Source organism: Streptomyces sp. NPDC004629, assembly GCF_042873595.1.
GTDB lineage: Bacteria > Actinomycetota > Actinomycetes > Streptomycetales > Streptomycetaceae > Streptomyces.
In genome coordinates, this window is sequence record NZ_JBIALO010000012.1 from 87,552 (window position 1) to 114,074 (window position 26,523).

At 72.8% G+C, this 26,523-nt stretch carries 22 protein-coding genes; 5 read left to right on the forward strand and 17 right to left on the reverse strand.

Going from position 1 to position 26,523, the window contains the following annotated elements; all coding sequences use genetic code 11:
* Positions 1–348 precede the first annotated feature (348 nt).
* Positions 349–762: a globin gene (locus ACFYTE_RS19965; RefSeq protein ID WP_388711803.1), complete on the reverse strand. Its 414-nt coding sequence runs from the start codon at positions 760–762 to the stop codon at positions 349–351.
* A gap of 75 nt (positions 763–837) precedes the next feature.
* Here ACFYTE_RS19965 and ACFYTE_RS19970 point away from each other — a divergent pair, with 75 nt between their 5' ends.
* Entirely contained in the window at positions 838–1,833 is a 996-nt protein-coding gene (locus tag ACFYTE_RS19970) for a methyltransferase domain-containing protein (RefSeq protein ID WP_388711806.1), read from the forward strand.
* 47 nt (positions 1,834–1,880) lie between these two features.
* On the opposite strand, the gene ACFYTE_RS19975 is transcribed toward ACFYTE_RS19970, so the two are convergent.
* From ACFYTE_RS19975 to ACFYTE_RS20045, 15 genes are all read right to left on the reverse strand, one after another.
* Positions 1,881–3,206 (reverse strand): FHA domain-containing protein, encoded by a 1,326-nt coding sequence (locus tag ACFYTE_RS19975; RefSeq protein ID WP_388711809.1) that lies wholly within the window; start codon positions 3,204–3,206, stop codon positions 1,881–1,883.
* Between the two features lie 48 nt (positions 3,207–3,254).
* On the reverse strand, positions 3,255–4,601 hold the full coding sequence (locus ACFYTE_RS19980) for a VWA domain-containing protein (protein ID WP_388711812.1): 1,347 nt from the start codon (positions 4,599–4,601) through the stop codon (positions 3,255–3,257).
* A 99-nt stretch (positions 4,602–4,700) separates the two neighbouring features.
* Positions 4,701–6,050 (reverse strand): PP2C family serine/threonine-protein phosphatase, encoded by a 1,350-nt coding sequence (locus ACFYTE_RS19985; RefSeq protein ID WP_388711815.1) that lies wholly within the window; start codon positions 6,048–6,050, stop codon positions 4,701–4,703.
* 3 nt (positions 6,051–6,053) lie between these two features.
* On the reverse strand, positions 6,054–8,756 hold the full coding sequence (locus tag ACFYTE_RS19990; protein WP_388711820.1) for a tetratricopeptide repeat protein: 2,703 nt from the start codon (positions 8,754–8,756) through the stop codon (positions 6,054–6,056).
* A complete protein-coding gene (locus ACFYTE_RS19995; protein ID WP_388711823.1) occupies positions 8,753–10,084 on the reverse strand; it encodes a hypothetical protein in 1,332 nt (443 codons plus the stop codon). The genes ACFYTE_RS19990 and ACFYTE_RS19995 overlap by 4 nt, the downstream gene beginning before the upstream one ends.
* Before the next feature lie 123 nt (positions 10,085–10,207).
* Complete coding sequence (locus tag ACFYTE_RS20000) at positions 10,208–11,251, reverse strand: glutamate ABC transporter substrate-binding protein (RefSeq protein ID WP_388711826.1); 1,044 nt, start codon at positions 11,249–11,251, stop codon at positions 10,208–10,210.
* A gap of 13 nt (positions 11,252–11,264) precedes the next feature.
* Complete coding sequence (locus ACFYTE_RS20005; protein ID WP_388711828.1) at positions 11,265–12,707, reverse strand: hypothetical protein; 1,443 nt, start codon at positions 12,705–12,707, stop codon at positions 11,265–11,267.
* A gap of 396 nt (positions 12,708–13,103) precedes the next feature.
* Complete coding sequence (locus tag ACFYTE_RS20010) at positions 13,104–14,093, reverse strand: N-acetylglucosamine kinase (protein WP_388711830.1); 990 nt, start codon at positions 14,091–14,093, stop codon at positions 13,104–13,106.
* Complete coding sequence (locus ACFYTE_RS20015; RefSeq protein ID WP_388711833.1) at positions 14,084–15,349, reverse strand: 6-phospho-beta-glucosidase; 1,266 nt, start codon at positions 15,347–15,349, stop codon at positions 14,084–14,086. The genes ACFYTE_RS20010 and ACFYTE_RS20015 overlap by 10 nt, the downstream gene beginning before the upstream one ends.
* 4 nt (positions 15,350–15,353) lie before the next feature.
* Complete coding sequence (locus tag ACFYTE_RS20020; protein ID WP_388711836.1) at positions 15,354–16,247, reverse strand: carbohydrate ABC transporter permease; 894 nt, start codon at positions 16,245–16,247, stop codon at positions 15,354–15,356.
* 2 nt (positions 16,248–16,249) lie between these two features.
* Positions 16,250–17,191 (reverse strand): carbohydrate ABC transporter permease, encoded by a 942-nt coding sequence (locus tag ACFYTE_RS20025; RefSeq protein WP_388711839.1) that lies wholly within the window; start codon positions 17,189–17,191, stop codon positions 16,250–16,252.
* Between the two features lie 17 nt (positions 17,192–17,208).
* Positions 17,209–18,552, reverse strand: a complete 1,344-nt coding sequence (locus ACFYTE_RS20030) for an ABC transporter substrate-binding protein (RefSeq protein ID WP_388711842.1) — start codon at positions 18,550–18,552, stop codon at positions 17,209–17,211.
* 100 nt (positions 18,553–18,652) lie between these two features.
* A complete protein-coding gene (locus tag ACFYTE_RS20035; protein ID WP_388711845.1) occupies positions 18,653–19,864 on the reverse strand; it encodes an ROK family transcriptional regulator in 1,212 nt (403 codons plus the stop codon).
* A 135-nt stretch (positions 19,865–19,999) separates the two neighbouring features.
* Complete coding sequence (locus ACFYTE_RS20040) at positions 20,000–20,536, reverse strand: Uma2 family endonuclease (protein ID WP_388711847.1); 537 nt, start codon at positions 20,534–20,536, stop codon at positions 20,000–20,002.
* Positions 20,537–20,766: 230 nt separating this feature from the next.
* The gene (locus tag ACFYTE_RS20045) at positions 20,767–21,861 is read right to left on the reverse strand and encodes a mechanosensitive ion channel family protein (protein ID WP_388712263.1); all 1,095 of its coding nucleotides are present in this window, start codon (positions 21,859–21,861) and stop codon (positions 20,767–20,769) included.
* Between the two features lie 341 nt (positions 21,862–22,202).
* Between ACFYTE_RS20045 and ACFYTE_RS20050 the strand changes: the two genes are divergently transcribed.
* From ACFYTE_RS20050 to ACFYTE_RS20065, 4 genes are all read left to right on the forward strand, one after another.
* Positions 22,203–22,739, forward strand: a complete 537-nt coding sequence (locus ACFYTE_RS20050; RefSeq protein WP_388711850.1) for an HNH endonuclease — start codon at positions 22,203–22,205, stop codon at positions 22,737–22,739.
* Positions 22,740–22,909: 170 nt separating this feature from the next.
* Entirely contained in the window at positions 22,910–23,155 is a 246-nt protein-coding gene (locus ACFYTE_RS20055; RefSeq protein ID WP_388711852.1) for a hypothetical protein, read from the forward strand.
* Positions 23,156–25,234, forward strand: coding sequence for a 4-alpha-glucanotransferase (gene malQ, locus ACFYTE_RS20060; protein ID WP_388711856.1), 2,079 nt, complete (start codon positions 23,156–23,158; stop codon positions 25,232–25,234).
* 65 nt (positions 25,235–25,299) lie between these two features.
* Positions 25,300–25,551: a hypothetical protein gene (locus tag ACFYTE_RS20065; protein WP_388712266.1), complete on the forward strand. Its 252-nt coding sequence runs from the start codon at positions 25,300–25,302 to the stop codon at positions 25,549–25,551.
* 350 nt (positions 25,552–25,901) lie between these two features.
* On the opposite strand, the gene ACFYTE_RS20070 is transcribed toward ACFYTE_RS20065, so the two are convergent.
* Positions 25,902–26,405, reverse strand: a complete 504-nt coding sequence (locus ACFYTE_RS20070) for a MarR family winged helix-turn-helix transcriptional regulator (protein ID WP_388711859.1) — start codon at positions 26,403–26,405, stop codon at positions 25,902–25,904.
* Positions 26,406–26,523: the final 118 nt, after the last annotated feature.

The following is a 26,523-nucleotide window of genomic DNA, read 5'->3' on the forward strand; positions in this document are numbered from 1 at the left end:
ATTCCGGTGTCGGCTGACCGGAATCCGCGCGTCAGCGCCTCCGCGCCGGCACGCGGGGCCGGTGCACACGGACAGAGCGGGTCGCCCGTCCGGACCCCTCCGGATCGCGCGGCAAGGACGGCCGCGTGAAGATCGGTTCACGGAGATGAGACGCGGATCGGCTCGCGTGGACTGGTCCACGCGGGTCGCTCCGCTGTGGTTCGGCCGAGCCATGTGGACTGCTCAGCCGTGACGGCGCCCTGTGGATCAACTCGTGTGGTCGGGCGTGCGTCGTCGGGTGGGTGCGGTGTCGTCGTGGCTGGTCGCGCGGTTCCCCCGCGCCCCTTTGGGGCGCGGGGAGGTGGGTGGTCAGTCCGGGGTGTTGACCATCGAGGCCGCTGCGTATGTCAGGTAGTTCCACAGCGTGCGCTCGTGCTCCTCGGAGAGGCCCAGGTCGTCGACGGCCACCCGCATGTGCCTCAGCCAGGCGTCGTGCGCCGCCCGGTCCACGGTGAAGGGGACGTGCCGCATGCGCAGCCGGGGATGGCCGCGGTTCTGGCTGTAGGTGGTCGGGCCGCCCCAGTACTGGATGAGGAAGAGGGTCAGCCGTTCCTCGGCGGGGCCCAGGTCCTCCTCCGGGTACATCGGCCGCAGCAGCGGGTCCTCGGCGACTCCCTCGTAGAAACGGTGCACCAGCCGGCGGAAGGTCTCCTCCCCACCGACCTGCTCGTAGAAGGTCTGCTCCTGCAGCGTGCCGCGCCGAATCTCATTCACGCCCCCCATGGTCTCAGACGCGGTGACGGAGGACTCCGGTCCTAAGACCTCGCCTCCCGCGGCCCCGCGCCGCACAGTGGACGTATGGGCGCGCACACACTCGGGTGGGGTGACCGGGACATCGCCGAGCCTGCCGGTGCGGCGTTGGCCGACCTGGTGCGCGAGATCGACGCGAGCGGGGCCTGGGCCGAGGACCCGGTGTGGCGGGAGGCGTTCGCGGCGGTGCCCCGGCACCTGTTCGTGCCGTACTACTACGTCGGGGTCCGCGGCGGCTACGAGCGCCGGTGGGGCGGCAGCCCGGACCCCCGGGACCGGGAGCGCTGGCTGCGCGGGGCCTACGAGGACGTCCCGCTCGCCACGCGGGTGCGCGACGGACAGCTGATCTCCTCCAGCAGCCAGCCCTCGCTGATGGCGACGATGCTCGTCGCCCTGCGGGTCGAGGCCGGCCACCGGGTCCTGGAGGTCGGCACGGGCTCCGGGTACAACGCGGCGCTGCTCGCCCACCGGCTCGGCGATGACGACCTGGTCACCACCATCGACCTGGAACCGGAGATCACCGAGTCGGCCCGGCGGCACCTGGCCGCCGTCGGGCACCGTCCGGCCGTGGTCACCGGCGACGGCGCGCGCGGTGTCCCCGCCCGCGCCCCCTTCGACCGGATCATCGCGACCTGCGCGCTGTCCTCGATCCCGCGTGCCTGGCTCGCCCAGTGCCGTCCCGGCGGGCGGATCCTGACGCCGTTCGCGGGCGGCCTGATCGCGTTGGCCGTGCGCGACGCCCGGCACGCCGAGGGCCATTTCCTGGCCACCCCCGCCTATTTCGTGCCGCTGCGCGGCACGGGCGGGCCCGAGCCGGCACCGGTGCCCCTGAGCGGGGTCCCGCACCTGGCCCGCGACGACGAGCTGTTCCGGTTCCTGCTGGCGCTCGGCCGCGGCAGCCTCGATCCCGAGGAGGCGTACGCGATGTGGCGGCGCGAGGGCATGCCGGGACGCGAGCGGTACGGCATCACGGTCAGCGGTGACCGCGCCTGGGCCTGGCTCGACGACCCGGCAGGGCCCTATGCCTGGCCTCTTCCGGGCTGACCGATGCTCCCGCTGGAGGGGGCCGTCGGCATCGCCGGGCCGGGTCGTCAGCCTCGCCGGATGGTGATGGTCGTCCAGGCGCCCACGTGCACCCGGTCGCCGTCCTGGAGCGGCACCGGTACGAAGGGCTGGATCGGGTCCTCGGAGCCGTTGACCGTGGTGCCGTTCGTCGAGTTCTGGTCGACCACCGCCCAGTTGCCGTCCGGCTGCTGCACCAGGACCGCGTGCTGGTGCGAGACGCCCGGGTCCTCCGGCGGCACCGACAGGTCGATGTCGGGGGTGTCGCCGGTGGAGTGGCGGCGGCGGCCGATGGTGATCTGGTTGCCCGCGAGGGTGCGCTGCTGCTCGGGCGAGTACGCGGGCAGGTTCAGGCCCGCGGCCTCGGGGCCCGAGCGCTGCATCATCGCCATGAAGTAGTCACGGTCCGGGCCGATGGTCGCCGTCCAGGTCGCCGGCTGCCGCGGTGGCTGCGGGAAGCCGGGCGGTGCCTGCGGGGAGCCGGGCTGCGGGTAGCCGTAGCCGCCGCCCTGACCGCCGGCGCCCGGTCCGGGCGGGCCGGTGGATGACGGCGGGGAGATCACCCAGTCGTCCCCGCCGCCGAAGGAGGGCCCGCCGGCCGGCGGGCGGCCGGTCTCCTGCGGGAAGGCGGGCGGCGCGGGCTGCTGGAAGGCCTGCGGTGCGGCGGTGGCGCCGTGAGTGGCGGGCGGGGTCGGGCCGGGCGGCGGGACCGGCCGCGAGGGGTCGGCGCCGAAACCCGGTGCACCGGGCGGCGGGGGCGGTCCGGGAGGGCCGCCGAAGCCCGCGGGGCCGCCGGCACCCTGGCCGGGGCCGAAGCCCCCCGGAGCGCCGGGGCCCGGAGCGCCGGGGCCCGGACCGCCGGGGCCCGGAGCGCCGGGACCCGGGACGCCCCGCTCGCCGCCGAACGGCGTCGGTCCGGACGGCTCGCCGCCGAACGGCGGGCCCGGCGGGATCGGTTCGGCCGGCCGGTTCATCTGGGACGGGCGCGAGCCCTGGTACTCGTACGAGTCGCCGGCGCCGTAGGACTGTGCGGGCGGCTGGAATCGGGGGGCCGGCGCGGCCGGGCGCGGGGCGGCCGGGGTGTACGAGGTGGCCGTGTTGGTGAGGAAGTTCCACCGGCACTCCTCGCAGAACGGCGCACCGCCCTCGCGCGGCGTGCGGCACTGCGGGCACAGCTCCGGCCCCGGATCCGGCACGGCGGCCAGATGCGGGCGTCCGGGAGCGCCCGGTGCGGGCGGCGGAAACCCGTAACCGCCGGCCGGGGGCGGCGGAGGCACGGCACCGGCCATGCGGTGACCGCAGACCTCGCACCAGTCGTCGGAACCCGACTGGTGTCCGTTCGGGCAGGTCGGCATGTCGGCACGTCCCCCTCTCTGTCAGGGTCTTCCTGAGGTCCTGTTACGTCACTTCTTTACACGAACAGTCTTTGTGGACCGCGTTTCGAGGGTCATCTCGTCGGCCTCCTCGACCCTCGCCTTCAGTCGCACAGTACCCGTCGCGGCATCGACCACGTCCACTACCTTCGCAAGCAGTTTCGCAGTATCCGCGTTCCCCGAGGCGCTGGCCAGCTGAACCGCCCTGCCCAGTTTGGCCGTTGCTCCATCCATATCGCCCGTTTTGCGGAGATCGAGCCCCTGTTGGATGACTTGTGCCAGCTCTGCTTGGCCGGTGTAGTGGGCGACTTGTGGGTTGATCGAGGTGGACGCGGCCATGTCGTCGGTCCACACCGCCCGTATCAGTCCCTGGGCGCCCAAGTTCTGTGGGCTGCCTTCGGGTTGCGGGATGACCAGGGAGACCCGGGCGGCCAGCATCTCCTGGCCGACGGCGGCGGCCGGCACCTCGACGCAGAGGTGGTAGTCACGGGACTCGTCGCCCCAGGAACCGGTGGGGTAGTCCCCGGCGCGTGGGCCCGCCTCGGTCCGCCGGTCGGTCAACTCCTCGACCGTCGGGGCGACTTGCTTGACGAACCGGATGGTCGTGCCGACCGGGGTCCACACTCTGAGGGCGACGTCCGCGACCTCCTTGCCCATCGCCGTCTCCATCATCCGCGTGAAGTCGGCGGCCAGGCCCGACGGATCGGCGACGATGTCGGCGCTGCCGAGCAGGGCCGAGGCGATCGATGTGACTTCTTTCACTTCCCAGTCGGTGCCTACGCCCCGCGCGTCACAGGTGAAGCGCCCGGCGCACGCGTCCAGCGCGGCCTTGAGGTCCTGCGGCGACTCGTGCTCGTTGCGGCCGTCGGTGAGCACGATGCCGTGCCGGATGGCGACGTCCACCGAGGACAGCAGGCGGTCGGCGAGCCGCAGCCAGGTGCCGATGGCCGTGCCGCCGCCCGCGCTCAGCCTGCGCAGCGCCTGCTTGGCCTGCTCGCGGGTGGTGGCGTCGGCGACGGCGAGCCGGCCGTCGCCCGGGTAGACCTCCTTGGCGACGTGCGTGCCGCCGATCACCGCGAAGTGCACGCCGTCGCGCAGGGTGTCGATCGCGGCGGCCGTGGCGTCGCGGGCGTTGCGCATCTTGGTCGGCGGGTAGTCCATCGAACCCGAGCAGTCGACCATCAAAGCCACCGCGGCGGACGGCCCCTGACCGGGCGAGTACAGGTGGGGAGCCGTGACCGCACTCCCGACGGTGCCTCCGCCGGTCGCGGTCACGGTCACGATCGCGTTGACCTCACGGCCGCCCTCGGGCTGGTACTCGTTCTGGTACACGTCCACCGAGAACTGCGGCACGTTCGACTTCGAGAAATTGGCCATGCCTACTCTGATCCCCCTTTGAACCCACGCTGCTCGTGGGCGGCGACTCGACTGCGGACCGTCCCCACGGTCCGCCGGGGCCTCCCCGTCCGCGGCCCCTCAGGCCGATCCTGCCCCCTGCGGCAGGGCGGGGAACGGTACGACGGCCACTGTTACGTTGTCGTGGCCCCCGCCGTCCAGGGCGTGGCCGACCAGCACCCGGGCGCTGTGCAGGGGGCGCACGGCGGCGTCCAGGGGCACCGCCTCGGCCATCTCCTCGGCCGTTTCCGCGTAGTTCCACAGGCCGTCCGTGCACACCACCACGACGCCCGGCCGGTCCGGTTTGAAGGACGCGGTGTGCGGCTCCAGTTCGTAGGCGTCCGCGCCGAGCCAGCCGGTGATCGCGTGGGCGCGTTCGTCGGCGTACGCCTCCGCCTCGGTCATCAGACCGGCCGCGACCATCTGCGCGGCCCACGAGTCGTCCTCGGTGAGCCGGGCCGACGGCGCGCCGCGGTCCACGGGCACCCAGTAGGCGCGGCTGTCGCCGACCCAGCCGACCACCAGCAGCCCGGAGGTGACCACAGCGCCGACGATCGTGCAGGCCGGGGCGTTCTGGTGCGGGGCGTGCTCGCGGGCGCCGGCGGGCTCGTCCGCCAGCGCGTTGACGGCCCGTGCGGCCGCGACGATCGCCTCGTGCATCGCCTGCTGCGGATGCGTGCCCCGCGGCAGGGCGGACAGCAGCGCCTCGCCGGCCGCCTGCGAGGCGGCCAGCGACGCCTCGTCGGGGCGGGTCGCCGAGGACACGCCGTCGCAGACGACGGCGAGCACCGCCGGCGAGCCGTCGGGCAGCGCGGTGTGGCCGACGGTGAAGGCGTCCTCGTTGCGGTGGTGCCGCAGTCCGCGGTCGCTGACCGCGGCGATGGGGCCCGACTCCCGTTCCATGTGGTCGCGTTCGCGTGGCTGGGCGTGCCCGCAGTTCTCGCAGTAGCCGTCGTCGTCGACCCGGCCCGCACGGCAGGCCACGCACACCTGTGCGGCCTCCGCGGGCGTGGCGGGCTCGACGGCCGTCCGCGGATCCGGCGCCTGTAGCCGGTACTCCTCGGGCTCCTGCGGCCGGTATTCCTCGGGCTCCTGCGACCGGTCGAACCGCACCCCCGGCGCGGGAGTACCGTCGGCGGGCGCCGGCGCGCGCAGCGGGGAGCCGCCCGAGTCGGTGCCCGGCAGATCGGTCGGCAGATGGACCGCCGCGGGCGTGCCGGAGGCGTCCGTGCCGGGGGCGACGGGCCAGGCCGTGCCGTCCGGGGCGGACCGGCCCGAGGCGTCCATGGTGAGCGTCGGGTGGTCCTGCGGCAGGGCGGGCACCACCGAAAGGTCGTACCCGCACGCACCGCAGAACCGGTCACCCGGCTCAACCGGCTCCGCGCAGTTCGGGCACTTCGACAGCGCGGCCTGCTGGGGCATGTGCGACATCAACTACACCCACGTCCGGGGGCGGTAACGGTTGGCCCGTTCCACCAGGTCGATCCTCTCCTCGCCGCCGGGCGCGAGCCGGGCCAGCGTGCGGTACGAGCGCTCCAGGCCGAAGCGGAGGCCCCGCTCGTCCAGGTCGTTGCCGAGCAGCACCCGCCCGCCGGCGGCGGGCCCGGCGGAAGCCCGGCCCCCGGAGAGTATCCAGTCCAGCGCGCAGCCGAGTACTTCCGCCGACAACTGCTCGCGGCGCGCCGGGTCGAGACCGTACGCATCCAGGGCCTCCACCTGGCCCGCGGCTGCGGTCAGGTCGTCCAGGAAGGGTACGTCCCCGGCGCCCGCCGTGCGCTGCCGCAGCCGAGCGCGTACGGCCGCCACGCGCGCCGCCGTGTAGTGGATGGACGACTCCGGCACCGACTCCAGGGTCCGTACCGCGCCGGTGCGGTCCGCGGCCGCGAGCTGGACACGGGCCAGGCCGAACGCGGCGCTCACATAACTCGGATCGGTCGACCAGACCAGGCGGTAGTACTCGGCGGCGTTGTCCAGCTGGCCCAGCACCTCCGCGCACAGGCCGAGCGCGAGCTTCGGCGCGGCCTCGCCGGGGAAGGCGTCGTAGACCGCGTCGAAGGCCAGTGCGGCGCCTTCGAAGTCGCCGGTGGCCAGCGCGGTCACGCCGTGGTACCAGACCACCCGCCAGTCGTCGGGCCGTTCGCCCGCCAGCTCACCCAGTGCGGTCAGCGCCGTGTCGAAGTCGCCGTTCTCCAGCCGGGCGCGGACCTGGCGCAGCCGGGTCTCCACGGTCTGCTGCGGCGCCGCGGCCAGCGCGGTGATCAGCTCACCCGGCGCGGAGGCCAGCAGGCCCGCCAGGAAACCGGCGTTGGGGTCGGCCGGGTCGACATGCGGCACGGGCAGGGCGAGGGCGGCGGCGGGGCCGGCGATGGGGCGGACGATGCCGGAGGCGGCGTTTGAGACGCCGGCGGCAACCGAGACCGCCCCGGCGGCGTCCGGGGCAGCACCGACGGCGTCCGGGGCAGCACCGACGGCGTCCGGGGCGGTGCCGAGAGCTGCCGGTGTGGTGCCGAGGGCCGCCGGCCCGGCGCCGAGGGCCTGCGGGGTCCCTGCGGCGGACGGGAGGTACGCCCCGGGGACGCCGCCGGACGGGACGCCCGCCGCGGATCTGCGGCCCCGCCGCCCGGCCGGCACCCGCGCCCCCAGCCGCGACACGTCCTCGGTCAGCCGCGGGAACAACTCCGTGTCTGTGACCTTCAGTTCGGGGCCGAACAGCGTCGACAGCGCGGGCCGCGCCCGGCCCGTCTGGAGGGACACCACCTCACGCAGCACGCCCGTCAGCTGCTCGGCCATCTCCTGCGCGGAGGCGAACCGGCGGGCCGGGTCCGGGTCGGTGGCGCGCACCAGCAGCCGGTAGAAGGACTCGTACCGCCGGAAGACATCGATGGTGTCGGGATCCGGCAGGGAGTCCCTGAAGACGTTCGTGTAGCCCTGGAAGTCGAAGGTCAGCACGGCCAGCGTACGGCCGACCGTGTACAGGTCGGAGGCGACCGAGGGGCCGACCTCCGCGACCTCCGGCGCCTGGTAGCCGACCGTGCCGTAGATGGCCGACTCGTCGTCGTCCACCCGGCGCACCGCGCCCATGTCTATCAGCTTGAGCTGGTCCTCGGTCTGGATCGCGTTGTCGACCTTGAAGTCGCAGTACAGCAGGTTGCGGCTGTGCAGATGGTCGAGCGCCTCCAGTGCCTCGATGCCGTAGGCGCACGCCTGCTCCACCGGCAGCGGATCGCGTCTGCCCTCCGGGGTGCGGCGGGCGTTGGCGATCTCCTTGAGCGACTTGCCGCCGACGTACTCCATGACGATGTAGCCGTCGAGGGAGCCGGTGCGCTGGTCCAGGTGCTCCACGAAGTTGTAGATCCGCACGATGTTGGCGTGCTCGATCTCCGCGAGGAAGCGCCGCTCGGAGATCGCCGCCTCCATCGCGTCCTGGTCGCCCGTGTCGAGCAGGCCCTTGAGGACGACCCAGCGGTCGGAGACCGCGCGGTCCACCGCCAGATAGATCCAGCCCAGACCGCCGTGCGCCAGACAGCCCGCGACCTCGTACTGGCCGTGCACGACATCGCCCGCGCGCAGCTTGGGCACGAACGAATACGGATGCCCGCACTTGGTGCAGAAACCCTCCGTGCGGCCCGGCCGCACGCCGCGGGCCCGCCCCACCGGCGCCCCGCAGTCCGAACGCGAGCAGAACCGCTTGCGCTCGGGCACCTGCGGGTCGTCCAGCACCATCGCCCGTGGATCGGGCCGCGGCACCTGAGGCACCACCACCAGACCCGCGCCCAGCCGGCCGCGCCCGGACGAACCGGCGGCGGAGCCGGAGCTGCGCACCGACACCGAGCGGCCGGCCGACCGGCCCGACAGGGCGCGCGAGAGCCGTCCCGACACCGAGCGCCGCGACTTCGACGACTGCGACGACTGCGACGAGGTTCGCGAACTGCGGCTGCCGGCGCCGGAACCGGTGCTGCCCGAGGAGCCCGAGCCGCGGCCCCCGCCGGTGATCCCGGTGGGCGGCGAGCCGACCATCCCGGTCGCCGACACGACCGGCGCAAGCCCGCAGGTGTCGCAGTACAGCTCGCCGCCGCCCACATCCTCGTACGTGCCCTCGCAGGACGGCCGTTGGCACGTCTGTCCCGGCTGACTCATGGCTGGCCGTTCCCCCTCCGGTCCCGCGGACCGCCCTGCTCCGGCACCCGCGCCGCGGCGAGCTGTTCGGCGGCGGCCCGCTGGTAGCGCAGCACCGCCTCCTCGGCGACGCGCAGATCGCACGGCGCGCTCCACAGCATGCGCCGTGCCGCGTCGTACCGCTCGACGAGCAGCGGGTCCTCGGCCAGTCCGTGCCGGGCGACCTTCGCCTTGTACGCGTCGAGCCGGCCGCGCAGCTCCGCGCGGACCGCGAGCGGCGCGGTGACCGCGGTGAGCGAGTCGCGGGCGCGCAGCAGTTCGTCCTCCGCCTTCTGTTCCAACGACTCAAGCAGCGGGGACAGCCGGTGCCACTGGGCCTGCCTGCGGTACTCGGCGGCCGTCGCCAGCTGCTCCTGAAGCACGGTCGGCGGCCCGCTGACCACCGGCACCTCCGTCGCCGCGATCTTCGCCAGGACCTCGCCGCGCGCGGTGCGCGCCTCGGCGAGCGTGCGGTCCGCGCGGGACAGCACATCCCGCAACTTGATCAGCCGGGCCTCCGCGTCCTGACGTACCGTCAGTACGGCGTCGATCTCGCGGCGCACGTCCTCCAGGGCGCGCGCCTCCCGGTCGTACACCGTGGTGTCCGGCCGGCCGCCGCCCGGCGCCGAACTGCCCTGCGTGGGAACCCAGAAGGCGAGCGGGTCGGAGACGACCTCCTCGCGCAGCCGGGTCAGCGTGCGGGTGATGCGCTCCAGGTCGTCGCCCGCCGGGTGCTCGCCGGGGCGCACGCCCACCGAGTGCGCCAGCTTGCGGGTGCGCTGCAGTTCCGCGGCCAGCAGGTCGATCCGGGCGGGCAGCGCCGACCAGACCGCGTCGGCGGCGACGACCATGTCCAGCGAGGACGCGTACAGCTCGTTCATCCGGTCCACGAGGCCGGCCAGGCTGAAACTCTGGCTGAGCCGGCCGGGGCCGGTCAGGGTCGGCGCGTTCGCGGTCGCCGTGGCGCTGCCGGCGACCGTGACGGACTCGCCGCGCAGCAGTTCGGTCAGCTCCACCAGGTCCTCGCGGCTGGACCAGCGACGCCGGGCGCGGATCTCCCGGGCGGTGCGCAGGGCGGCCGTGTACGCGTCGAAATAGGCCCACAGCAGCGTGATCGACGCCTCCGCGGACGACCAGCGCTCCCTGGTCGTGCCGGTCAGCTCGGCGCCTTCGAGGAGTCTGCGGCCCGCGTGGTCCTGGAGGGCGAGGAGCGACGTCTCGATTGCCTCGTGCTCCGCGCCGAGCCGCGCCAGCGCACGGTCCACCTCGTCCCGGTCCATCACCGGCCCGGCGGGGTCCGTGACGCCCATCGATCACCTCTCGCTGCTGTGTGGTCCTGGTCTCTGTTCGAAGTGTTCGGTCGTTCGAAGTATTCGGTCGTTCGGGGTTGTTCGGTCGAAGGTCTGCCCAAAGATCGGCCGGCCGATGCCCGGTCAGCTGCCGCGCAGATACTGCGGCGCGGGCGGCTTCGAGGGCGCCGCGTCCTTCCCCAGTGTCGCCGACAGCCACTCGTCGTACGACCTCTGCCAGCCGTCCGCGCGGTAGTCCACCAGGATCCGGTTGACCCGGCGTACCAGATCGTCGGCGTCCTTCTTCATCGCCACGCCGTAGTACTCGGTGGTGAACGCGGCGCCCTTCAGTTCGACCGTGGGGTCCTGGGCGGCCTGGCTCGCGGCGAGCGCGCCGTCGGTGACCACGGCGTCCACCTGGCCGAGTTGGAGCTGTACCAGGCAGTCGAGCTGGTTGGGCACGGTGACGGAGATGTCCGCGGAGGACGGCAGCCGGCCGTTCTGCCGGTCCTGAGCCAGCTTGGCGTACGCCGTCGAACCGGTCGCCGTGCAGATCCGCCGGTGTGCCAGCGAATCGTCGTACCCGGTGACCGACGACGCCTTGGGGGCCAGCACCTGCTGGCCGGTCTTGAAATACGGGGCGGAGAAGGCCACTTCGGACAGCCGGTCGCAGGCGATGGTCATGGTGCGCACCACCATGTCGACCCGGCCGTCCTCGATGGCGGGGATGCGCTGGTTGGTCGGGATGGCCTTGAACTGGACGGCGTTCCGGTCGCCGAGGATGTCCTCGGCGATCCGGTGCGCCAGGTCGATGTCGAAGCCCTCCAGTTCCGCGCCCTCGGTGTTCGGGTTGCGGTAGCCCCAGCGGTAGCTGTTCTGGTCGACGCCGACGATCAGCTTCCGCTTGGCGCCCTCGCGGGCCTTGATGGCGTCGATGGTGGGACCGTCCGCGCCCGACGGGGACAGCGTCTGCTTCTCCGGGTCCTCGCAGGCGTCGGCGCGCGCCTGGCTGCCGGCGGCGACGTGCCCCGTGCCGGAGCGCCGCGCGTCGTCCGGGTCGTCGGGCGCCTGGGCCAGCGGCAGCAGCAGGACGGACGCCAGCGCCAGGGCGCAGCCGGCGGCCATCGCGCCGACCCCGCCCCAGCCCCGCAGCGAGGCCCGGCGACCGCGCTCCACGCGTGCGTTCATCGTCGCGCCCCTCTCACCGGTACTCCGAAAGCCGGCGCCCGATGCCGAGCACCGCGCCCGACGCGCCCAGGACGGCGAGGACCGCGGCGCCGGCGGGCAGGAAGCCCATCGCGTGCAGGCCGTCGCGCGCCGACTGCTTGAACTCCTTCTGCTCGTGCTCAAGTGCCGTCCGCAGATTGTCGTCCACGCTGTCGAAGCACTCGCCGGTCGCGTCCTTGTCGCCGATCACCTTGTCCAGGGCCTGCTGGTAGTTGCCGTTCTCGTCCTCGGTGCGGACCGAGTCGTGGCGCTGCCGCCACACCGCCATGTCCGCCTCGGCCGCGGCCACCGGCTTTCCGCCGGCGGTGTCGTCGGCGAGCCGCTGCGCCTCGGCCAGGTGCTTGCCGAGGTCGGCGATGTCCCGGTCGAAGTCGTAGTAGTACTTGTCGTACGTCTTCTCACCGACCTTGACGGTGTCGGCGCCGCGGGCCACCAGGCTCAGGTTCTCGTTGCCGCGGGCCTTCAGGGAGGCGATGCGGGCGTCGTGCAGCGCGTTCAGCGAGCGGACGCCGTGGTCGTAGGAGCCGTTGAGGCCCGACCGGGCGACGGAGTGACCCACGACCAGCCAGAGCAGGACGATCACGGCGGCGCCGGACGCGGCCACCAGACCGTGGTTGAGGACGCGGTTCGTGCGCCGGTACGTACGGTGCTGGGCCCAGGCCAGCGCGCCCAGGGCGACGACGCCGAGGGCCATCGCCGCCCACGGGTAGGGCGTCGCGTCCCCGTAGTCGGCCTTCAGCCGCTCGTTCTCCGACTTGTACAGCTCCTCGGCCGCGGGCAGCATCTGGTCCTGCATCCTGCTGTTGGCGAGCCGCAGATAGGCGCCGCCCACCGGGTAGCCCTGCCGGTTGTAGACGCGGGCCCGCTCGACCAGGCCCTTGTACTCCGGCAGCAGCCGGTTGAGCTTGGCTATGGCCGCCGCGGAGGGGGACTCCGGCTCCGAGTTGGCGGCGGCCTTGACCAGTTTCTCCGCCGCCGTCCGGATGTCCTTCTCGTACCGGCTGCCGGCGGCGGCGGTCTCCTGGCCGCCCGCCAGGAAGCCGCTGGAGGCCGCCGTGTTGGCGTCGGCGAGCGAGCGGTAGATGTCGGCCGCGTCCGAGCTGAGCGGCTGGCTGCGGTTCAGCACGTCGTCCGCGGCGGCCGTGCGGTCGTAGGTCTGCCAGGCGGTGACCGCGCCGAACGCGACGACCAGCAGGGCGATCAGGGCGCCGATGAGGCGCAGCCGGCCCGGTTCGGTGGTCGCGGCGGCGCGCAGCCGGTCCACGCCCTCGGCGAAGGCGGTGCGACGGGCCGGAGCGGAGGGGTTCCCGGGCGGTGCGGGGGGTGCCGGCCGCGGTGGCACGGCGGGCATGGTGGGCAGGCCCGTGGCCGGGCCCGCTCCCGGTGGCGCCGCGCTGTTCTCCGGCGGGTGTGTCACCTCGACCTCCCCCATGGTCATCCGTCGCCGCCAAGTATCGCCGCAGGGACCGACATTCGCACCGGCCTTCACTGGATCTTGATCGAACCCCAGCGGTTGCCTCCGGCCATGACGCCGAGTTCTTCACCACCCCTTGCCCATGAATACGCCCCGGGAACCAGTTCGGTTCCCCACCCCCGCACCCACCGAGCCCGGAGCCGCCGAGGGTTCCCGGTGGGGGCCGCCGACGCCGGAGGGAGGGCTGTTCACCGCCCCTTGCCGTGCATGTGCGGCGCGGCTTCGTCCGGCCCCCGGCAGCCGCCCCGAAGGGGCGCGGGGAACGGCGTGCTCAGCCCGACGGCGCCGCGGTCGGCCACGGCGGGATGCCACCCCCGCTGTCCGCCTTGGCGTGCCGCATCAGGGGGTCGGGAGCTGGGGGCGTTGCCAGTGGGCCTTTGTGCGGTCCTGGGCCTCGGGAGATGCGTTCAGGTGGTCCAGGCCCAGGAGGGCCGCTCCCAGTACCGGGCTCGCCGTCACCACCCGGGGCACCGCCTTCGGTGCGCGTGCCGCCAGCCGGTCCCTGACGCCGGTGTCGAGCCGGGCGTGGCCGGCGGTGAGGACTCCGCCGCCGAGCAGCACCGGAACCTCCTCGTCCAGCAGGTCCAGCCGGGTCAGCGCCACCGTCGCCATGGTCACCACCTCGTCGGCCAGCCGGTCCACGATCGACCGGGCGACGGTGTCCCCCTCCGCCGCCGTCGCGAACATCACCGGCGTCAGCTCGTGCCGGCGGCCGTACTCGACGTGTTCCAGGTGCAGCGCCTCGATGAGCGCGTACATGGAGTCCAGGCCGAAGTGGGCGGGCAGGGTCCGGGCCAGCCGGGTCGGCGCGCCGCGCCCGTCCTCGGCGCGTGCCGCGTGCCACAGCGCCTCCTCGGCGAGCGCCCAACCACCGCCCCAGTCACCGGAGATGCGGCCGATCGCCGGGAAGCGGGCGGTGCGGCCGTCGGGCCGCATGCCGACGCAGTTGATGCCCGCGCCGCAGACCACCGCGACGCCGCGGGGCTCGGCCACGCCCGCCCGCAGGATCGCGAAGGTGTCGTTGCGCACCGCCACCGTGCCGCCCCACGCGCGCGCGTGCAGCGCGGCGGTCAACTGCTCCTCCTCCACGGGCAGATCGGCGTTCGCCAGACACGCGGAGACATGCGCGACGGAGGTGACGCCCGCGGCGGCGTAGGCCCGCGCGACCGCGTCGGCGATCGTGTCGACGGCCGTGCTCACGCCCACCGCGGGCGGCCGGAAGCCGCCGCCGCGTGCGGTGGCGAGGACGGTCCCGTCCGCCGCCACCACCGCCACGTCGGTCTTGCTGTTGCCCGCGTCGATGGCGAGGACGCTTGCGTTCAGGCCCACGCGAGATGCTCCCGGTTGTGCGCGATCAGACGGTCGGTGAGGTCGTCGGCGTACGCGTACTGGCCGATCAGGGGGTGCGCCAGCAGCGCCGCGAACACCCGCTCACGGCCGCCGTGCAGCGCCGCCCGCAGGGCCAGCTCCTCGTACGCCGTCACGTTCGCCACCAGCCCCGCGTACAGCGGGTCGAGCGGCGGCACCGGCAGCGGCACGGGCCCCTTCGGTCCGACCGCCGCCTGCACCTCGATCACCGCGTCGTCCGGCAGGAAGGGCAGCGTGCCCCGGTTGTGGGTGTTCACCACCTGGTACGGGCTGCCCGCGCCGCCCAGCAGCGCCGCCGCCAGGTCCACCGCGGCCTCCGAGTAGTAGGCGCCGCCGCGCTTGGCGAGCAGCGCCGGCTTCTCGTCCAGGGCCGGATCGCCGTACATCTCCAGCAACTGCCGTTCCATCGCGGCGACCTCGGCCGCCCGGGAGGGCTTGGTGCGCAGCTCCCGTACCACCGCGTCGTGCGCGTAGTAGTAGCGCAGGTAGTACGACGGGACCACGCCGAGGCGGTCCAGCAGGGGCCGGGGCAGGCGCAGATCGGCGGCGACGGTGGCGCCGTGCCGCGCGAGCAGCTGCGGCAGCACGTCCTCGCCCTCGGGTCCGCCGAGCCGTACTCCGGTCTCCCAGGTGAGGTGGTTGAGGCCCACATGGTCGAGGTGCAGGTCCTGCGGGGCGGTGCCGAGCAGGGCCGCGAACTTCCGCTGGAGGCCGATCGCCACGTTGCACAGCCCGACCGCCCGGTGCCCGGCCTGGAGCAGGGCGCGGGTGACGATGCCGACCGGGTTGGTGAAGTCGATGATCCAGGCGTCCGGGTTGGTGCGGCGGACGCGTTCGGCGATGTCGAGGACGACCGGCACGGTGCGCAGCGCCTTGGCGAGACCGCCGGCGCCGGTCGTCTCCTGGCCGACGCAGCCGCACTCAAGGGGCCAGGTCTCGTCCTGCTGCCGGGCGGCCTGGCCGCCGACGCGCAGCTGGAGCAGCACGGCGTCGGCGCCCGCGACGCCCGCGTCCAGGTCGGCGGTGGTGACGATCCGGCCGGGGTGCCGCTGCTTGGCGAAGATACGCCGGGCCAGCCCGCCGACCAGCTCAAGGCGTTCGGCGGCCGGGTCGACCAGGACCAGCTCCGCGACGGGCAAGGTGTCCCTCAACCGTGCGAATCCGTCGATCAGTTCGGGCGTGTAGGTCGAGCCTCCGCCGACCACGGTGAGTTTCATGCCATCAACCCTTCACTCCGGTGAGCGTGACGCCCTCGACGAACGCCCGCTGGGCGAAGAAGAACACGAGGATCACGGGGGCCATGACCAGGATGGTCGCGGCCATGGTGAGGTTCCAGTCGGTGTGGTGGGCGCCCTTGAAGGACTCAAGGCCGTAGCTCAGGGTCCAGGCGCCGGGGTTCTCGGACGCGTAGATCTGCGGGCCGAAGTAGTCGTTCCAGGCGTAGAAGAACTGGAACAGGGCGACGGCCGCGATGCCCGGCTTCGCCATCGGCAGCACGACCCGCAGCAGCGTCCGCAGCTCGCCGCAGCCGTCCACCTTCGCCGCGTCCAGATACTCGTCGGGAATGGTCATCAGGAACTGGCGCAGCAGGAAGACGGAGAACGCGTCACCGAACGCCATCGGGATGATCAGCGGCCACAGGGTGCCGGACAGATCGAGCTGCTTCGCCCAGAACAGATACATCGGGATGATGATGACCTGCGGTGGCAGCATCATCATCGAGATCACCAGCATCAGTGACAGATTGCGGCCCCGGAAGCGGAACTTGGCGAGCGCGTACGCCACCGGGAGTGAGGAGAGGACCGTCAGCACCGTGCCCAGGCCGGCGTAGACCAGCGTGTTCTTCCACCAGGTCAGGAAGCCGGGCGTGGCGAACACCGTTCGGTAGTTGCCCCACTCCCAGGGGTGCGGGATCAGGTCCCGGCTCAGCGCCTGGCTGTCGCTCATCAGGGACGTCAGCAGGACGAACACGAAGGGCAGTGTGAAGAACAGCGCGGCGGCCACGCCGAGGCAGTGGACGCCGATCCACTCCAGCAGCGCCCGGCGCCGCGCGGCGCGCCGGGCGGGGGAGAGGGGCGCGGGCGTCTTCAGCGGTGGGGCCGGTACCTGGGTCATGGTCAGTCACCTGCCTGGATGAGGCCGCCCCGGCGCCGCATCAGCAACGCGGTGAACGCCATCGACAGGGCGAAGAGGACGAGGGCGATCACACACGCGGAGCCGTAGTCGAAGCGCTGGAAGCCGAGGTTGTAGACGAGTTGGGGGAGGGTGAGCGTGGACTTCTCCGGATAGCCGGGTTCGAACTGGGTGCCCGCGCCCTGGATCACGCCCGAGGCGACCTTCCCGGCGATCAGCGGCTGCGTGTAGTACTGCATTGTCTGGATCACGCCCGTGACCACGGCGAACATCACGATCGGGGAGATGTTCGGCAGGGTGACGTACCGGAAACGCTGCCACGCCGACGCCCCGTCCAGCTCGGCCGCCTCGTACTGCTCCGTCGGCACGTCGAGCAGCGCGGCCATGAAGATGACCATCAGGTCGCCGACCCCCCACAGGGCCAGCAGGGTCAGCGCCGGCTTGGACCAGGCGGGGTCGTTGAACCAGCCCGGGGCCGGGAGACCGGCCTTCTCCAGCAGTGCGTCGACCGGTCCGGTGCCGGGGTTGAGCAGAAAGGCGAAGGCCATCGTCGCGGCCACCGGCGGGGCGAGGTAGGGCAGATAGAACAGGGTGCGGAAGACGCCCGTGCCCGTCTTGATCCGGGTGATGAGCATCCCGACGCCGAGGCCGAACACCACCCGGAGGCCGACCATGACGACCACCAGCCACAGGGTGTTGCGCAGGGCGGGCCAGAACAGCGGGTAGTGCTCGAAGACATAGGTCCAGTTCTTCGTGCCGCTCCACGTCGGCGGTCGGAAACCGTCGTAGTGCATGAACGAGAAGTAGACCGTCGAGATCAGCGGGTACGCGAAGAAGACCGCGAAGCCGATCAGCCACGGCGACATGAAAGCGAGCGTGCGAAGCGCCGCACGGCGGCGCTTGGACGCGAGGGTCACGGTGCTCATGTCCGAGGAACCCCGTGCTACTTCGCCTGCTCGATGTCCGTGTCGATCTGCGCGGCCGTCTTCCTCAGGCCCGCCTTCAGATCGGTGACCCTGCCGCTCTCGTACGCGTACCCGAACTGCTGGATCGTCACGAGGTACACGCCGCCGTTGACGGAGGGGGGTGTCGTGGTGGAGTGCGGGTTCGCCGCGATGTCCAGGAACGTCTTGAACCGCGGGTCGTATGTCAGCTTCGGCGACTTGAGGGCGGCCAGCGTGGAGGGCACGTTGTGGATGGCGTTGGCGAAGTCCACCACCGCGTCCGTGTCGGTGGTCAGGTACTTCACCAACTCCCAGGCCGCGTTCTGCTTCTCGCTGGTGGCGGCGATGCCCGCGATGGTGCCGGTGATGTAGCCCTTGCCGTACTGGTCCGCCTGGTCGTCGGGGACGGGCAGCGGCGCGACGCCGATCTCGAAGTCCGGATCCGCCTCCTCGGCCATGCCGAGCCGCCACTCGCCGTCGAGTTGCATGGCCACCTGGCCGGTGTGGAAGGGGTGTTTGGGACCCCACTCGTCGCCGAGCGTGGCGCGGAACTTCTCCAGCTTCTGGAATCCGCCGAGTGCGTCGACGAGCCGCTTCTGCAGCTCGAACCCGGCCTGGAAGGCGGGGTCCTCGGCGAGGTTCGACTTGCCGTCGGAGTCGAAGTACGTCGGCGAGAACTGCGCGAAGTAGTGCTCGGTGGTGGATTCCCAGCCGTGGTAGTTCGGCATGAAACCGAGTTGCCGGTAGCCGTCGCCCCGGGGGATCGTCAGCTTCTCGGCGTCCTTCTGGAACTCGGTCCAGGTCTTCGGCGGCCTGGTGATGCCGGCCTTCTCGAACGCGGTCTTGTTGTAGTAGAGCCCGTACGCGTCGCCCAGCAGCGGCACCGTGCAGCGGTTGCCGTCGTACTGGGTGTACTCGTTCATCGCCTTCGGGAACGTCGTCTCCGGGTCGATGCCCGACTTCTCGAAGAACGGGTTCAGATCGACCAGCGCGCCGGACGAGCAGAACTTGCCGACGTTGTTGGTGGTGAAGGAGGAGATCACATCGGGCGCCTCGTCGCCGCCGGTGCGCAGCGCCTGGTTGATCTTGTCGTCGGTCATGTTGCCGACGACGTTGACGTGGATGGTGGGGTGGGCCTTCTCGAAGCCCGCGATCAGGGAGGTGACCGCACGCACCTCGCTCGGCGCGCTCCAGGCGTGCCAGAAGTTGATGCTGGTCTCCTTCGAGGCGTCGTCGTCGGCGCCCGAACCGGTCTGGCCGGTACAGGCCGTGGCGAGCAGCGCCAGCGAGGCGGTGAGGGCGAAAGCCGTGTTTCGGACCACTCCGGGTATGGCTCGGGGCATGGCGGGGTCTCCCTGGGGCGGGCGGTGAGGGAAGGGGCGGTGCTGTGCGGTGCTGCGGGTGCGGTGCTGAGGGCGGTGGGCCGGAAGGGCGGTGCGGGGCTCAGCGCGAGGTGTCGAAGACCTCGTCGCGGGTGGTGGCGAGGGCGCTCTCCAACGCGCCGCGCAGCACGGGGTGTTCCTGGACGTCGCCGACGACGAGGCGCGGGCGGGGCGCGGCCAGCTCCGCCAACTCGGCCTGCACGAGGGCGCGCAGCACCTCGCCGCCGGAGGTGAGGGAGGTGCCGCTGAGGACGACGAGTTCGGGGTCGAGGACGGCGACGAGCGAGGCGAGACCGGTGGCGAGCCGGGTGGCGTACGTCCGCAGCAGCTCCCGGTGGGGGCCGCCGGCGTGATCGGCGGCACGGGCCACGAGCCGGGCGGCGACCTCCGCGTACGGCCCGCTCGGCACATCCGTGATGCCCAGCTCCCGGGCCAGCCGGGGCAGGGCCTGGGAGCCGGCGAGTTCCTGGTAGCCGCCGCTGTTGGCCTTGGTGACCTGGCGCACCAGGGGCGTGCCCGGCACCGGCAGGAAGCCGACCTCACCGGCGCCGCCGGTCCAGCCGCGGTGCAGCCGGCCGCCGAGGACCAGGGCGGCGCCCAGGCCCTCCTGGTTCCACAGGAGTACGAAGTCGCCGTGCCCGCGGGCCGCGCCGAGCCGCTGCTCGGCGATGGCGACGAGGTTGACGTCGTTCTCGTACTCGACCGGCATCGGCAGCGCCGCGGCCAGTTCCTCCAGCAGTGCCGGGGCGTGCCAGCCGGGCAGGTGGGAGGCGTAGCGCAGCCGGCCGGTGCCCGGGTCGAAGGCGCCCGGCGTGCCGATGACCAGGCGGTGCAGATCGGCGCGGGCCAGTCCGGCGGCCTTCACCGCGCCGTCCAGCGCGTCGGTCACCTGGCGTACGACGGGTTGTGCCGGGCGTCTGCCGGGGGTGGGCAGTTCGTATGCGCCGACGGTGCGTCCGGTGATGTCGGCGACGGCGGCGCGGATGCGGCCGGGGGCGACGTCGAGTCCGGCGGCGTGCGCGGCGGTCGGGTTGACCGCGTAGAGCTGGGCGTTGGGGCCCGGGCGGCCCTCGCTGGTGCCGGTGGCCCGCACCAGCCCGGCCGCCTCCAGACGGGCCAGCAGCTGCGAGGCGGTCGGCTTGGACAGGCCGGTGAGCTTGCCGATCCGGGTGCGGGACAGCGGGCCGTGCTCCAGCAGCAGGTCCAGCGCGGTGCGATCGTTCATGGCGCGCAGGACGCGCGGAGTGCCCGGCGTGCCGGCGGATCCTGCCATCTGTCTCGACACCTGCCCTTCCCCCTGCCCAGCCTTCCAGCGGCCCCGGTGTCATGTCCACCCAAGATCACTGTTAGGAAAGTTTCCTGTCGGCTGGAAACGTAAGCGCCCCGGGAAGGAGGCGTCAAGAGAGGGTCAGTCCTTGAGGAACGGGGTGGTGTCCAGCGCGGGGTAGGGGGCCGGGAGGGGAAGGGGCGAGCCCAGGTCGACCTTGTCCTCCTCGCTGTAGTACGCCTTGGCCGGGTTCTCGCCCGGGAGAACCGGGCCGCTGAGGCAGTGGGCCATGGCGGTGTCCCGGTGGATCAGGACGTAGACCGGAACACCCGCGGCGGCGTAGGCGCGCAGCTTCGGACTGGTGTCCGCCCAGTGGTTGCTCGACGTCACCTCGCCGACGAGAGCGAGCATGTCCATGGGGTACCAGCCCTTGTGGGCCTTGCGATAGGACTCGTCGAGTTCGGATGCCTTGCGCCGGCGCACATAGAAGTCCGGAACGACCAGTGCCATCGTGCTGCCGTCCTTGTGTGCGGCGCGAGAACCGTTGCCCATGCCCACGAGGTCGAATCCGGCCACACGGAGCTGATAGCACAGCTCGAAGGTGCCGTGGTTGTGGTTGTCGTTCGGCTGCGGCGGCACGATGACCGTCCCCTCGACGTACTCCGGTCGAATCGGCACCCGTGACGCCTCTTCGATCGCACTCAACAGGTCGATGGGTCCACCTGCGTCATGACCGGCTCCATCATCGGTTCGGCGCTCATCGCTGGTTCTCCTTGTCGCGCTGGTGCCAGGCTAAGCCTCTGCCGGGTGCCCCGGCAGGACAATGCACGGCCGGCACGACGTGCGGTGCGGGAATGGCGGGCACCGTCACTCGAACGAGTGTGCTGAACCGATCCGCCTCCGGTCGCCTACTTCGTCGGGGCGCGCGGGGGGACGATCGGGGTCGCCGCCTCGGACTGGGGGGACCCGGCGTTGCCGAACGCCGACGGGGCCGCGACGGACGCCGTCGGGTCGGGTGCCGCGGGCTCCGCCGTCACGGGCTCCCCGCCCACGATCCGGATGTCCGCCGCGTCGAACGCCCGCTTGATGCGCCAGCGCAGCTCACGCTCGACGGCCAGCGACTTGCCCGGCATCGTCTTGGCGGAGAGCCGGATCGTCATCGAGTCGACCAGGACGCTGTCCAGGCCGAGCACCTCGATCGGGCCCCAGAGCAGTTCGTTCCAGGGCTCCTCCTTACCCATCCGCTCGGCGACCTCGGCGAGCGTGGCCTTCAGCCGCTCCAGGTCCTCGGTGGGCCGCACCGTCACGTCCACCCCGGCCGTCGCCCAGCCCTGCGAGAGGTTGCCGATGCGCTTGACCTCGCCGTTGCGGACGTACCAGATCTCGCCGTCGGCGCCGCGCAGCTTGGTCACCCGCAGGCCGACCTCGATGACCTCACCGGTGGCGACGCCCGCGTCGATCTGGTCGCCGACCCCGTACTGGTCCTCCAGGATCATGAAGACACCGGAGAGGAAGTCCGTCACCAGGTTGCGGGCGCCGAAACCGATCGCCACACCCGCGACACCGGCCGAGGCGAGCAGCGGGGCCAGATTGATCTGGAACGTGGAAAGGACCATCAGGGCCGCCGTGCCGAGGATCAGGAACGACGCCACCGACCTGAGCACCGAGCCGATCGCCTGCGAGCGCTGGCGGCGGCGCTCGGCGTTGACCAGCAGCCCGCTCAGCGCCGTCCCGTCGACCGCCTGGACCGTCCGGCTCATGCGGTCGATCAGCTTGGTGATCGCGCGTCGCACCACCACGCGCAGCACCGCCGCCACCACCAGGATCAGCAGCACCCTGAGCCCGATGGCGAGCCACGTCGACCAGTTCTGCTCGATCCAGCTGGCGGCGTTGGTCGCGCTCTCCTGGGCGTCCTGGAGCGTGGGCACCGTCGGGGCCGTCGACTCCGAGGGAGACGGCGACGGCGACGGGGCGGCGGCCGTCAGGGCGGCGGACAAGGACACGGCGGGTACCTCCAGGTGCAGCGGTCTGCCCCCGGCCCGGCGGTCCGGGGCGGTCCGGGCGGTGCGGGTCGCCGAGACCGCCGAGATCACGGGATGCTCACCGGACGGGCAGAACCAACACACTAACGGGGCATCGTGTGTGCGCCGTGCGGCGTACGCGGGAGAGACCGGGCTCACGCGGGCTTGAACAGGCCGTGATCCGGGGGATGAATCCAGGTGTGGTCGAAAACACTCCCAGCCCGTTACCGGCACATGGTGGCGCTTTCACCAGGCATGAGGGGAGACTGGCTGCAGATCGTCCCGGCGCGAGCCACGCGTCGCCGGCGTACAAGGAGGCATCCGTGCCGCATGTCCTGGTCCTCAACGCGTCGTACGAGCCGCTCGGCGTCGTACCGCTCCGCCGCGCGCTCGTGCTCGTCCTCGAAAACAAGGCAGTCTGCCTGGAGGAGTCCGGCGCCTTCATGCACAGCGCAACCGTCACAGTCCCCGCACCCAGCGTGGTCCGGCTCAAGCGATTCGTGCGGGTTCCCTACCGGGGGCCCGTTCCTCTGACCCGTCGGGCGCTGTTCGCCCGGGACGGGGGCCGGTGCATGTACTGCGGTGGCGTCGCAACCAGCGTCGACCACGTCATCCCGCGCAGCCGCGGGGGCAAGCACGTCTGGGACAACGTGGTGGCCTCCTGCCGCCGCTGCAACCACGTGAAGGCCGACCGTCACCTGGTCGAGATCGGCTGGCGGCTGCGCCACAAACCGGCTCCGCCCTCCGGCCTGGCCTGGCGCATCATCGGCACCGGCCATAGGGACCCGCGCTGGCTGCCCTACTTGCAGCCGTACGGCGCGGACGACGCCTTGGCCCGGATCGACGGCATTTCCGCCTGAGGATCCGGGCCTTCGCATACCCCCGTGGCCGACCACCGGCCACGGGGCCCCGGGCGTGCCCTCGGCTCCCCCGGGGCACCTGCTCCACCCGCCGTGGAGAGTGCCGTCCCGTCGGCTGGGTAGGGCTGGCGTTGTCCGCCGAAACCGTCGTAGCCGACAAGGAGAACGCCGTGCCCGCACCGGCTCACCTCTCGCTCCCGGCCCCCTGCAAACCCGTGCCCGGGCCGTCCGCCGAGCCCGACGCCGTCCAGTCCTGCGTGTTCAGCGCGGAGGGCGCGCACGCCGAGACCCCGCTGACCAGCGAGCCACCGCTGCCCGACGCCGAGCCCCTGACCAGCGAGCCGCCCCTGACCGACGGGGCCGCGCTGACCAGCGAGTCCGACGCGGTCGCCGACCCGATCGGCCCGGTGCGGTAGATGGCCGAGCCCGGGCCGGCCGCCGCTTTCGACGAGGAGCTGTGCCGGCTCGCCGAGCTGCATGGAGTCGCCACCTCCTACCGCCCCGCCCCGGACCGTACGGTCGCCGCCTCCGCCTCCGCCGTGGTCGCCGCCCTGGCCGCGCTCGACGTCGATGCCGGCACCGGGCGGGCGGTCCGGGCCGCCCTCGCCGACCGTGAGCGCGAGCTGCGCACCCGGCTGCTGCCGCCGACGGTCGTGCACTGGGCCGGCACGCCGAGTCCCCTGGACGCCCTGCCGCCCGGCACCCGGCTGCGCGTCGACACCGAGCAGGGCGAGACCGGCACCACCGCCGGCCGGCTGCCGGCCGGCGTCCACCGGGTGACCGCCGCCGCCCCCGACGGCCGTACCACCGAGGCCCATCTGATCGTCGCCCCCGTCCGGCTGCCCACCCCCGCAGGACGGTCCTACGGACTCCTCGTCCAGCTGTACTCGCTGCTGTCCCGGCGGTCCTGGGGCATGGGCGACCTCGGGGACCTGGGCGAGCTGGCCGGCTGGGCAGGACGCACGGCCGGCGCAGGATTCGTGCAGGTCAACCCGTTGCACGCGGCCGTACCCGGCAGCCCGACCGACCCCTCCCCGTACCGGCCGTCCTCCCGTCGCTTCCCGGACCCGGTACACCTGCGGGTGGAGGACGTACCCGAGTTCGCGTACGTCGAGGACCGCGACCGCGTCCGCGGACTCCTCGACCGGGCCGCCCGGCTGCGCGCCGCCGTGCTGCACCAGGGCGCGCTCATCGACCGGGACGCGGTCCGGCAGCTCAAACGCGAGGCACTGGAACTGGTCCGGGAGGTGCCCCTGGCGCCGGGCCGGCGGGCCGCCTACGCCGACTTCCTCGCCCGGGAGGGCCGCGCCCTGGAGGACCACGCCACCTGGTGCGCGCTCGCCGAGGTGCACGGCTCCGACTGGCACACCTGGCCGCCCGAACTGCGCGACCCCCGTTCGTCCGGCACCGCCCGGGCCCGCACCGACCTGATGGACCGCGTCGACCTCCACTGCTGGCTGGCCTGGCTCACCGACACCCAGCTCGGCGCCGCCCAGCGCGCCGCCCGCGAGGCGGGCATGCCGGTCGGGATCGTGCACGACCTCGCGGTCGGCGTGCACCCCCGGGGCGCCGACGCCTGGGCCCAGCAGGAGTACTTCGCCGACGGGATGTCGGTGGGCGCCCCGCCGGACGCCTTCAACGCCCTCGGCCAGGACTGGGGCCTGCCGCCCTGGCGCCCGGACCGCCTTGCCCGCTCCGGCCACGCCCCCTACCGTCAGCTGCTGCGCGCCCTGTTCCGTTACGCGGGCGCGGTCCGCATCGACCATGTGATGGGCCTGTTCCGGCTGTGGTGGGTGCCGCAGGGCGAGCCGCCGACGCAGGGCACCTACGTTCGTCACGACGCCGAGGCGATGCTTGCGCTGCTCGCCCTGGAGGCGTCCCGGGCCGGGGCCGTGGTGATCGGCGAGGACCTGGGCACCGTGGAGCCCGGCGTGCGCGAGACGCTTCAGCGGCACGGCCTGCTCGGCACGTCGGTGCTGTGGTTCGAACGGGACTGGACGGGCGACGGACGTCCCCTTCCGCCCGACCGCTGGCGCGCCGACTGCCTGGCCACCGCCACCACCCACGATCTGCCGCCCACGGCCGCCCGGCTCACCGGCGAGCACGTCGCACTCCGCGACCGCCTCGGCCTGCTGACCCGCCCGGCGGCGCAGGAACGGGCGGCCGCCGCCGCGGACACGGGGGAGTGGCTGGACCTGCTCGCCCGCCTCGGGCTGCTCCAGGGGACGTCGGGCGACCGCTCGCCGGCCGCCGAGGAGGCACGGATCCAGGCGGTCCACCGCTTCCTGCTGCGCACCCCGGCCCGCCTGGTCGGCGTCTGGCTCCCGGACGGCATCGGCGACCGCCGCCCGCAGAACGTCCCGGGCACCTGGGACCAGTACCCGAACTGGCGGTTACCCATCGCGGACGCGGACGGCCGCCCGGTGACCCTGGAGGAACTGACCGCCTCACCCCGGCTGCACGCCCTGCTGGAGACCCTGCGCACCGGCGCATGAACCGGCTACGGCACCCCGGGCGCGGGTCATGTTCGGGCGTTCGCTACTTTTGCACCGTGGACACCGTGGACAAGAAGAACGCCCTGCGCGCCGGCGCCCTGGCCGCCGGTACGACGCTGATGATGCTGCTCATGTCGTCCCCCGCGCTCGCGCTCGCCCGCGACGACGGCGATGACCCCGGCACGGGCCTGAGCGTCATCGAGACGCTGGGCCTCTACGTGCTGGCCCCGCTCGTGCTGTTCGCGGTCATCGCAGGGCTGGTCATGGTCCTGGACAAGTCGAAGCACCGAGTAACAAAAACCAAGGCAAAGGCCTGACCCACCCCACCCCGCGCCCCCGAAGGGGCGCGGGGACCGGCGCGCCCAGCCACGACGGCGCCGCACCATCACGGCCCTCCCCGCGGGGCGCTCTGCGCAGGCACGATCAGCTGAAGTGCGCCCCAAAGGGGCGCGGGGAACGGCGCGCCCAGCCACGACGGCGCCGCAGCCGACGACGTACCATCACGGCCCTTTCAGCGGGGTGCTCTACGCAGGCGCGATCAGCTGATGTGCGCCCCAAAGGGGCGCGGGGAACGACGCGCCCAGCCACGACGGCGCCGCGGCTGACGACGCACCTCCGCCGCGCGTGCGCGCCCAGCCACGACGGCGCCGCGGCTGACGACGTACCATCACGGCCCTCCCAGCGGAGCGCTCAGTTCGCGTAGTAGGTCGGCCAGTTGACCGGCCCGTTCGGGGTCGAGGGCGGACAGGGCGTTCGTCTGTTCCGCCAGGCCCGCGCCGACCGCCTCGTCGATCAGCCGCAGCCCCTTGTCCGTGAGCGTCACCTGTAGGCCACGCCGGTCGTGCGGGTCGGGGGAGCGGCGCAGCAGCCCGGCCCGCTCCAGTTTGTCCAGCCGGCCGGTCATCCCGCCGGTGGTGAGCATGAGGGTGGCCGAGAGCCGGCGGGGCGAGAGGGTGTAGGGCTCGCCGGTGCGGCGCAGGGTGGCCAGCACGTCGAACTCGCCGCGCGAGATCCCGAACCGCGCGTACGCCTTCTCCATCCGGTCGCCCATGGCGCGGGAGAGGCGGAAGATCCGGCCGAAGACCTCCATCCCCGCGGTGTCGAGGTCGGGCCGCACCCGCGCCCACTGGTCGATGATCGCGTCGACGGGGTCATTGCGCTGCGCAGTCATTACGGGATTATCGGCCGGGCCCCGGTCGACCGCAAGGTGGCTTGACGCTAAGTGGCTTAGAGCTAAGCTACTTAGCGCCAAGCCACTCGTGTCGTCGTCAGCCGTCCGTCCTCGCCCG